This window comes from Streptomyces sp. 7N604, from assembly GCF_052245475.1.
In the GTDB taxonomy this organism is placed as follows: domain Bacteria; phylum Actinomycetota; class Actinomycetes; order Streptomycetales; family Streptomycetaceae; genus Streptomyces.
In genome coordinates this window covers 84,835-94,062 of the sequence record NZ_JBQQBX010000035.1, presented here as the reverse complement: position 1 = coordinate 94,062, position 9,228 = coordinate 84,835, and the positions used below count along the sequence as shown (strand labels likewise).

Below are 9,228 nucleotides of genomic sequence, written 5' to 3'. Positions count from 1 at the left end.
GCTCGCCGACGGCTTGTGTTCAACTGCTGTTCAAGTGGACCGGCCTCCCACCAGGGACTGCCCGGCAGGGGCCTGGCCTGCGCCGCTGGCGGGGCCGTGCTAACAAGGGGCATGCCCGCCATGGACTCGTACGACGCAGTGATCATCGGCGGTGGCCACAACGGCCTCACCGCCGCCGCCTACCTCGCCCGCGCCGGGCACAGCGTGCTCGTGCTCGAGCGGCTTGACCACACCGGCGGCGCCGCCGTGTCCACCCGCCCCTTCGCCGGTGTCGACGCCCGGCTGTCCCGGTACTCCTACCTCGTCAGCCTGCTTCCGCAGAAGATCGTGCAGGACCTCGGCCTGCGCTTCGCGGTCGCCGGGCGGACCGTCTCCTCGTACACGCCGACCCTGCGCGGCGGCCGCGCGACCGGGCTGCTCGTGGACAGCGGCAGCCCGGCCCGTACGCGCGCCGCGTTCGCCGAACTCACCGGCTCCGACAGTGAATTCGAGGCCTGGCAGCGCTTCTACGGCATGACGCAGCGGCTGGCCGAGCGGGTGTTCCCGACCCTCACGGAGCCGCTGCCCACGCGTGCCGCGCTGCGCGAGCGTGTGGCGGACGAGGCCGCCTGGCAGGCGCTGTTCGAGCGGCCGCTGGGTAGGGCTGTCGAGGAGACCTTCGCGGACGACCTGGTGCGCGGCGTCGTCCTCACCGACGCGCTGATCGGCACCTTCGCCGACGCCCATGACGAGACCCTGCGGCAGAACCGCTGCTTCCTCTACCACGTGATCGGCGGCGGCACCGGCGACTGGAACGTGCCGGTCGGCGGCATGGGCGCGCTCACCGACGCCCTCGCCGACGCGGCCCGCACCGCCGGAGCCGAGATCGTCACGGGCCATGAGGCGACCGCCATCGCCACCGACGGCACCCGGGCCGAAGTCACCTACGGCACCGCCGACATGGAGGGGGCCGTCGCGGCCCGGCACGTCCTCGTGGGCGCCGCCCCGCACGCCCTGGCCGCGCTGCTCGGCGAGGAGCCGCCGGCCCCGAAGCCGGAGGGCGCGCAGCTCAAGGTGAACATGCTGCTGCGCCGCCTGCCGCGGCTGCGTGACCGGGACGCGGACCCGCGTGAGGCGTTCTCCGGCACCTTCCACATCGCCGAGGGCTACAGGCAGTTGGCGACGGCGTACGAGCAGGCGGCGGCCGGGGAGCTGCCCGGCGCACCGCCCTCCGAGATCTACTGCCACTCGCTGACCGACCCATCGATCCTCGGCCCGGAGCTGGTCGCCCAGGGCTACCAGACCCTGACGCTGTTCGGACTGCACACCCCGGCCCGGCTGTTCGAGCGGGACAACGACGCCGTGCGCGAGGAACTGCTGAAGTCGACCCTGGCCCAGCTGGACGCCTGCCTCGACGAGCCGATCGCCGACTGCCTGGCGACCGACGCCGACGGCAGGCCGTGCATCGAGGCGAAGTCCCCGCTGGACCTGGAGCGCGACCTGGGTCTGCCCGGCGGGAACATCTTCCACCGGGAGCTCGCCTTCCCGTACGCGACCGAGGACACCGGGCGGTGGGGCGTGGAGACCGGCCACCCCAACGTCCTGCTGTGCGGCGCGGGTGCGGTCCGCGGCGGCGGGGTGAGCGGCATCCCGGGCCACAACGCGGCCATGGCGGTGCTGGGGGAGTAGCCCGGGCCGCCCGGCGGCGGTCTCCGTCCTCGGAGATGTCAAGCTGCCCAACGAATCTGACGTAGCATCAGGAAATCTCTTCCCTCGTCCCGCCCGCTGCGGCATCCTGCGCCCATGCAGACGGAGCTGAGCAGGCGACTGGGTGCGGAGCACGCCGTCTTCGGGTTCACGCCGTTCCCCGCCGTGGCCGCGGCCATCAGCCGGGCCGGCGGTTTCGGCGTGCTGGGCGCGGTCCGTTACGGCGCCCCCGACGAGCTGGCCCGCGACCTCGACTGGATGCAGGACCACACCGGTGGCGGACCGTACGGCCTGGACGTCGTCATGCCCGCCAAGAAGGTCGAGGGGGTGTCCGAGGCCGACGTCGAGGCGATGATCCCCGAGGCTCACCGCCAGTACGTGGGCGACGTCCTCGCCAAGCACGGCGTCCCCGAGCTCGCCGAGGGCGAGGCCTCCGGGTGGCGCATCACCGGCTGGATGGAGCAGGTCGCCCGCTCCCAGCTGGACGTCGCGTTCGACTACCCGATCAGACTGCTCGCCAACGCACTCGGCTCCCCGCCCGCCGACGTCATCGCCCGCGCCCACGCCCACGGCATCCTCGTCGCCGCCCTCGCCGGCAGCGCCAAACACGCCAGGCGGCACGCGGACGCGGGCATCGACATCGTCGTCGCCCAGGGGTACGAGGCAGGCGGCCACACCGGCGAGATCGCCTCCATGGTCCTCACGCCCGAGGTCGTACGCGCCGTGGACCCGCTGCCCGTGCTCGCCGCGGGCGGCATCGGCTCCGGCGAGCAGATCGCCGCCGGGCTCGCGCTCGGCGCCCAGGGGGTCTGGCTCGGCTCCGTCTGGCTCACCACGGAGGAAGCCGACCTCCACTCGCGCGCACTGACGCGCAAACTCCTCGCGGCCGGATCCGGCGACACCGTGCGCTCCCGCGCGCTCACCGGCAAGCCCGCCCGCCAGCTGCGCACCGAGTGGACCGACGCCTGGGACGATCCGGCGGGCCCGGGGCCGCTGCCGATGCCGCTGCAGGGGCTGCTGGTCGCCGAAGCCGTCTCCCGTATCCAGAAGTACGAGGTGGAGCCGCTGCTCGGTACGCCGGTTGGCCAGATTGTGGGCTCGATGAACTCCGAGCGCAGCGTGCAGGCTGTCTTCGACGACCTCACCCGGGGCTTCGAGCGCGCCGTCGACCGCATCAACCGCATCGCCAGGCGTGCCGTCTGACCCGCCCTCACTCGCCGAAGTCCCCCCGGAAGGAGACCCGAGCCATGTCGGAAGCCCCCAACGGATTCTGGGCGCAGGCGGCCCAGGACCCGGACCGTACGGTCCTCATCGCCCCCGACGGCGAGGAGTGGACCGCGGGCCGGCTGCACGCCGCGTGCAACCGGCTGGTGCACGGGCTGCGCGCGGCCGGGCTCAGGCGGGGCGACGCGTTCGCCGCCGTCCTGCCCAACGGCGTCGAGTTCTTCACCGCGTACCTCGCCGCCTCCCAGGCCGGGCTCTACCTCGTGCCCGTCAACCACCACCTCGTAGGACCCGAGATCGCCTGGATCGTGGCCGACTCCGGGGCGAAGGCGCTGATCGCCCACGAGCGGTTCGGCGAGCAGGCCACCAGGGCGGCCGACGAGGCCGGGCTGCCCGCCGAGCGGCGCTACGCGGTCGGCCGCGTCGACGGCTTCCGGCCGTACGGCGACCTCCACGCAGGGCAGCCGGACACCCCGCCCTCGGACCGCACGCTCGGCTGGGTCATGAACTACACCTCGGGCACCACGGGCCGCCCGCGCGGTATCCGCAGGCCGCTGCCCGGCAAGCCGCCCGAGGAGTACGCTCTCGGCGGCCTCCTCGGCATCTTCGGCATCCAGCCCTTCGACGGCAACGTCCACCTCGTCGGCTCGCCGCTCTACCACACCGCGGTGCTGCAGTTCGCGGGCGCGTCCCTGCACATCGGCCACCGGGTCGTCGTGATGGACAAGTGGACGCCGGAGGAGATGCTGCGGATGATCGACCGGCACCGCTGCACGCACACGCACATGGTGCCCACCCAGTTCCACCGCCTGCTCGCCCTGCCGGAGGAGGTCAGGGCCTCGTACGACCTCTCCGCCATGCGGCACGCCATCCACGGCGCCGCCCCCTGCCCCGACCACGTGAAGCGAGCCATGATCGACTGGTGGGGCCACTGCGTCGAGGAGTACTACGCGGCGAGCGAGGGCGGCGGCACCGTCGCGACCGCCGAGGAGTGGCTCAAGAGGCCAGGGACCGTCGGCAAGGCGTGGCCGGTCAGCGAGATCGCCGTCTTCGACGACGACGGCAACCGGCTGCCGGCCGGTGAGCTCGGCACGGTCTACATGACGATGAGCACCGGCACCTTCAGCTACCACAAGGACGAGGACAAGACGCGGAAGAACCGCATCGGCGACTTCTTCACCGTCGGCGACCTCGGCTATCTGGACGAGGACGGCTACCTCTTCCTCCGCGACCGCAAGATCGACATGATCATCTCCGGCGGGGTCAACATCTACCCGGCGGAGATCGAGTCCGCCCTCCTCACACACCCGGCCGTCGCGGACGCCGCCGCCTTCGGCATCCCGCACGACGACTGGGGCGAGGAGGTCAAGGCGGTCGTCGAGCCCGCGGAGGGATACGAGCCGGGGGAGGCCCTCGCCGCCGGCATCCTGGCTCACTGCGCGGAGCGGCTCGCGGGCTACAAGCGGCCGCGGTCCGTCGACTTCATCGCGACGATGCCCCGCGACCCCAACGGCAAGCTCTACAAGCGGCGGCTGCGTGAGCCGTACTGGGAGGGGCGCGAACGCACCGTGTGACGCACGCGGTCCGCGGCCCATGACCGGGCACGCCACCTTGACCCGGCCGCGTCCGCCACACAGGATCGCGCCATGACCGGTGTACGGAGCAGCACGGTGGACGGCGTTCTGCGGCGCAGCGCACGGCGGGTGCCGGACCGTACGGCCGTGCGGTACGAGGACCGCGCCTGGACGTATCGCGAGCTGGACGAGGCCGTGTCCGCGGCGGCCACCGTCCTGCGCGAGCACGGACCGCGGCCCGGCGACCGCGTCGCGTCGTACGGCCACAACTCCGACGCATATCTGATCGGCTTCCTCGCCTGCGCTCGCGCGGGACTTGTCCACGTGCCGGTCAACCACAGCCTCACCGGGGAGGATCTGCACTACATCCTCCGGCAGTCGGGGAGCTCGCTGGTGCTGGCCGACCCGGGCCTGCTGCACGAGATTCCGGACACGTACCGCGTACAACTGCTGCGCGACAGCGACGACTCGCTGCTCGCGCGGCTGCGCACCGCCCGTCCGTACGCCGCGGGCGCGGGACCGGACGCGGAACCGGGCATGGAACCGGACGCCGGTGACCTCGTCCAGCTGCTCTACACCTCCGGCACCACCGCGCTGCCCAAGGGCGCGATGATGACGCACCGCGCGCTGGTCCACGAGTACGTCAGCGCCATCACCGCGCTCGACCTCAAGGAGACGGACCAGCCGGTCCACGCGCTGCCGCTGTACCACTCGGCGCAGATGCACGTGTTCCTGCTGCCCTACCTCGCCGTGGGCGCGGAGAACACCATCCTCGACGCGCCGGACGCCGCGCGGATCTTCGACCTGGTGGAGGCGGGCCGGGCGGACAGCCTCTTCGCCCCGCCCACCGTGTGGATCGGTCTCGCGGGCCACCCCGGGTTCGACGAACGGGATCTGACGGGTCTGCGCAAGGCGTACTACGGGGCGTCGATCATGCCCGTACCGGTGCTGGAGCGTCTCCGCGCCCGCCTCGACGGCCTGGCCTTCTACAACTGCTTCGGCCAGAGCGAGATCGGCCCGCTCGCGACCGTGCTCGGCCCCGGCGAGCACGAGGGACGGATGGACTCCTGCGGGCGCCCGGTGCTCTTCGTCGAGGCCCGCGTCGTCGACGAGTCGGGCAAAGAGGTGCCGGACGGCACCCCCGGCGAGGTCGTCTACCGCTCCCCGCAACTGTGCGAGGGCTACTGGGACAAGCCGGAGGAGACCGCCGAGGCCTTCCGGGACGGATGGTTCCGCTCCGGCGACCTCGCCGTGCGCGACTCCGAGGGCTTCTTCACCGTCGTCGACCGGGTGAAGGACGTCATCAACTCCGGGGGAGTCCTGGTCGCGTCGCGCCAGGTGGAGGACGCGCTGTACGAGCACCCCCGGGTCGCCGAGGTGGCGGTGATCGGCCTGCCGGACGACCGGTGGATCGAAGCGGTCACGGCCGTCGTCGTGCCGCGCGGGGCGGTCGAACCGCAGGAGCTCGTCGATCACGCGCGAGAGCGGCTGGCCCACTTCAAGGCGCCCAAGCGGGTGATCCTGGTGGAGGAGCTGCCGCGGAACGCCAGCGGAAAGATCCTCAAGCGCGAGCTGCGCGACCGCTTAGCCGCCTCGTGACACCACCTGCCGGGACCGGGCCTCGGTGAGCTTTCCTCACCGAGGCCAGGAGGCAGGATTGAGGTTGAAGCCCCAATCAATCCGGCCAGGAATCTGTCAAGAATCCGCGAGGAATCCGCGAGGAATCCGCGAGGAATCCGCGAGGAATCCGTCCGGAATCCGTCAGGTTTCTGCCATCACATCCGCAGGAGGAACCGGGATGCCCCAGCCCGAGGGAGCCGCGCTGGAGGCCGTGCGAGCGCGCCGTGAGAAGCTGCGCGCTCGGTACCTCCGCACGGGCGAGGACCGGTCCGAGACCACCGCCCGCGGCATTCACCACATCGCGTTCATCTGCCGGGACGTCGAGGAGACCATCCGCTTCCACCAGGGGTTCCTCGGCTTCCCGCTGGTCGAGATCGTGGAGAACCGCGACTACCGCGGCTCGACCCACTTCTTCTTCGACATCGGCCATGGCAATCTGCTCGGCTTCTTCGACTTCCCCGGCCACGACCACCCGCCGTTCACCGAGACGATCGGCGGGGTGCAGCACCTGGCCCTGTCGGTGGGCGACGAGCAGTTCGACGAGGCGCGCCAGGCGCTCGACGCGGCCCGCATTCCGTACGCGGGCCCGGACCGGGGAGTGGAGGACAGCCTCTATCTGCGCGACCCGAACGGGGTGCCTATCGAGCTCTACCGGGAGCGGCTCGGCATCTTCAACGGGCACCGGGTCGTCGGCGACACCTCCCGGGAGCCACCCCGGACTCGGGCCTGAACGCCTCGGAGCCACGGGTCACGGCCCGTGGCTCTGTGTAGGGGGCGGGAGACAGGGCGGCATCCTTGCGCCAGCGGGCGCCGAAGGGTCGTTTTGTCCCGCTTGACGCGGGCAGTCGTGCGGTCGTAGGCGAAAGAGCCAACGGTCCGAGAGGACGTGAAGATCGTGAAGGTAGCCTTCCTCGTGGCCCCGGAGGGCGTCGAGCAGATCGAGCTGACCGACCCGTGGCAGGCGGTGAAGGACGCGGGCGGCACGCCCGAGCTGGTCTCCACCAAGAGCGGCAAGATCCAGGCGTTCGACCACCTCGACAGGGCCGACACCTTCCCGGTGGACAAGGCGGTCGCCGACACCTCGCCGGAGGAGTACGACGGCCTGGTCCTGCCCGGAGGCGTCGCCAACCCCGACTTCCTGCGCCTGAACGGCAAGGCCGTCGCCTTCGTCAAGGGCTTCTTCGACGCGGGCAAGCCGGTGGCGGCGATCTGCCATGCGCCATGGACCCTGGTCGAGGCCGACGTGGTCCGCGGCCGCACCCTGACATCCTGGCCCAGCCTGCGGACCGACATCCGCAACGCCGGCGGCACCTGGGTCGACGAGCAGGTCCACATCTGCGACCGGGGCCCGGCCACCCTGGTCACCAGCCGCAAACCGGGCGACCTGAAGGCGTTCAACGACGCCGTCGTCGCCGAGTTCGCCAAGGCCGCCGCCAAGAGCCAGTAGGCGTCACACCCTGCCGTTGGCGGCGACCATGCGGGCCCAGCGGTAGTCCGCCTTGCCGCTGGGGGAGCGCTGGATCCGCGGGGCGATGACCAGGCCCCGCGGGATCTTGTAGCCCGCGAGCCTGGCCCTGCAATGGGCCTGGATGTCCTTCAGCGTCGGCTCCGTCGCGCCCTCCCGCAGCTGGACCACCGCCGAGACCCGGTTGCCCCAGGTCCCGTCCGGTACGCCCGCGACCAGCGCGTCGTACACGTCCGGGTGCGCCTTCAGCGCCTGTTCGACCTCTTCCGGGTAGACCTTCTCGCCCCCGGTGTTGATGCACTGTGAGCCGCGGCCGAGTACGGTCACGACCCCGTCAGCGTCCACCGTCGCCATGTCGCCGAGCAGCACCCACCGGGCGCCGTCCAGTTCGAAGAACGTCTCGGCGGTCTTCGCCGGGTCGTTGTAGTAGCCGAGCGGCACATGGCCGCACTGCGCGATCCTGCCCGGCTCGCCGGCCGCCACCGGCTCCAGCGTGGCCGGGTCCACCACGGTCGTACGGTGGTTGACCTGGACCCGGAAACCCTTGGCGGGGCCGGAGTCGTCGGTCGCCGTGCCGTTGAATCCGGACTCCGACGAGCCGAAGTTGTTCAGCAGCATCGTGTGCGGTACGAGCTCGCGGAACCGGTCCCGTATCGCCTCGGAGAGGATCGCGCCCGAGCTGCTGACGCTGAACAGCGAGGAGGTGTCGGTCCCCTTCATCGGGCCCGCAAGGGCGTCGACCAGCGGCCGCAGCATCGCGTCGCCGACGAGCGAGATGCTGCTCACTCTCTCGCGCTCGACGGTCCGGAGCACCTCCTCCGGCACGTACTTGCGGTGCAGCACCACCTTCTGCCCGAAGTGGAAGCCGATGAACGCGGTGAGGGTGGAGGTGCCGTGCATCAGCGGCGGAGTGGGGAAGAAGACGAGGCCCTCGCCGGCCGCGGCCACCCGCTCCGCCAGCTCCTCGGGCCGCGTGACCGGTGCGCCGGTCGGCGCGCCGCCGCCCATGCCGGCGAAGAACAGGTCCTCCTGGCGCCACATCACGCCCTTGGGCATGCCGGTGGTGCCGCCGGTGTAGATGATGAACTGGTCGTCGGCGGAGCGCGGTCCGAAGTCTCGCGCGCTGGAACCGGACGCCTCGGCCTCGGCGAAGTCCACTGGGGCGATGTGTGGTTCGGGGTCACCGGCAGGGGGCGTGCCGACGCGGACGAGGTGGCGCAGCCTCGTCGTCCGCGGCAGCGCCGCCGCGACGCGGCCCGTGAACTCGGCGTCGAAGACCAGCGCGGCCAGGTCGGCGTCCCGGTAGAGGTGGACCAGTTCGTCCTCCACGTACCGGTAGTTGACGTTGACCGGCACGGCCCGGATCTTCAGGCAGGCCAGCAGGGTCTGGAGGTACTCGACGCCGTTGTAGAGGTGCAGGCCGACGTGCTCGCCCGTGCCGATGCCGCTGTCCGCGAGGTGGTGGGCGATCCGGTTGGCCGCCGCGTCGAGTTCGGCGTACGTGAGCCGACGCTCGGCGCCGGTTCCCGGGTGGTCGATGTACACCAGCGCCTCGCGGTCGGGGACCGCGTCGGCGATCGACTCGAACAGGTCGGCAAGGTTGAACTCCACCGCTCCTCCTGATCCCGCCGGGGCTCTGGGGCGTCCCCCGGAAGCGCG

The 9,228-nt window shown here is 71.6% G+C and carries 7 protein-coding genes; 6 read left to right on the top strand and 1 reads right to left on the bottom strand.

Translation table 11 applies throughout. The annotated features are described in order from the left end of the window. Positions 1-111: 111 nt before the first annotated feature. From ACTWP8_RS31620 to ACTWP8_RS31595, 6 genes are all read left to right on the top strand, one after another. Complete coding sequence (locus tag ACTWP8_RS31620) at positions 112-1,668, top strand: phytoene desaturase family protein (protein ID WP_443325515.1); 1,557 nt, start codon at positions 112-114, stop codon at positions 1,666-1,668. 114 nt (positions 1,669-1,782) lie between these two features. After that, a complete protein-coding gene (locus ACTWP8_RS31615; RefSeq protein ID WP_443325511.1) occupies positions 1,783-2,889 on the top strand; it encodes an NAD(P)H-dependent flavin oxidoreductase in 1,107 nt (368 codons plus the stop codon). A 44-nt stretch (positions 2,890-2,933) separates the two neighbouring features. Continuing rightward, positions 2,934-4,484 (top strand): acyl-CoA synthetase, encoded by a 1,551-nt coding sequence (locus ACTWP8_RS31610; protein ID WP_443325510.1) that lies wholly within the window; start codon positions 2,934-2,936, stop codon positions 4,482-4,484. Positions 4,485-4,556: 72 nt separating this feature from the next. Continuing rightward, on the top strand, positions 4,557-6,083 hold the full coding sequence (locus ACTWP8_RS31605; RefSeq protein WP_443325509.1) for an acyl-CoA synthetase: 1,527 nt from the start codon (positions 4,557-4,559) through the stop codon (positions 6,081-6,083). A 199-nt stretch (positions 6,084-6,282) separates the two neighbouring features. Further along, positions 6,283-6,834: a VOC family protein gene (locus tag ACTWP8_RS31600; RefSeq protein WP_443317549.1), complete on the top strand. Its 552-nt coding sequence runs from the start codon at positions 6,283-6,285 to the stop codon at positions 6,832-6,834. Between the two features lie 165 nt (positions 6,835-6,999). Further along, a complete protein-coding gene (locus ACTWP8_RS31595) occupies positions 7,000-7,551 on the top strand; it encodes a type 1 glutamine amidotransferase domain-containing protein (protein WP_443325508.1) in 552 nt (183 codons plus the stop codon). A 3-nt stretch (positions 7,552-7,554) separates the two neighbouring features. Here the strand turns inward: ACTWP8_RS31595 and ACTWP8_RS31590 are convergent, their stop codons facing one another. After that, on the bottom strand, positions 7,555-9,180 hold the full coding sequence (locus tag ACTWP8_RS31590; protein WP_443325507.1) for an acyl-CoA synthetase: 1,626 nt from the start codon (positions 9,178-9,180) through the stop codon (positions 7,555-7,557). Positions 9,181-9,228: the final 48 nt, after the last annotated feature.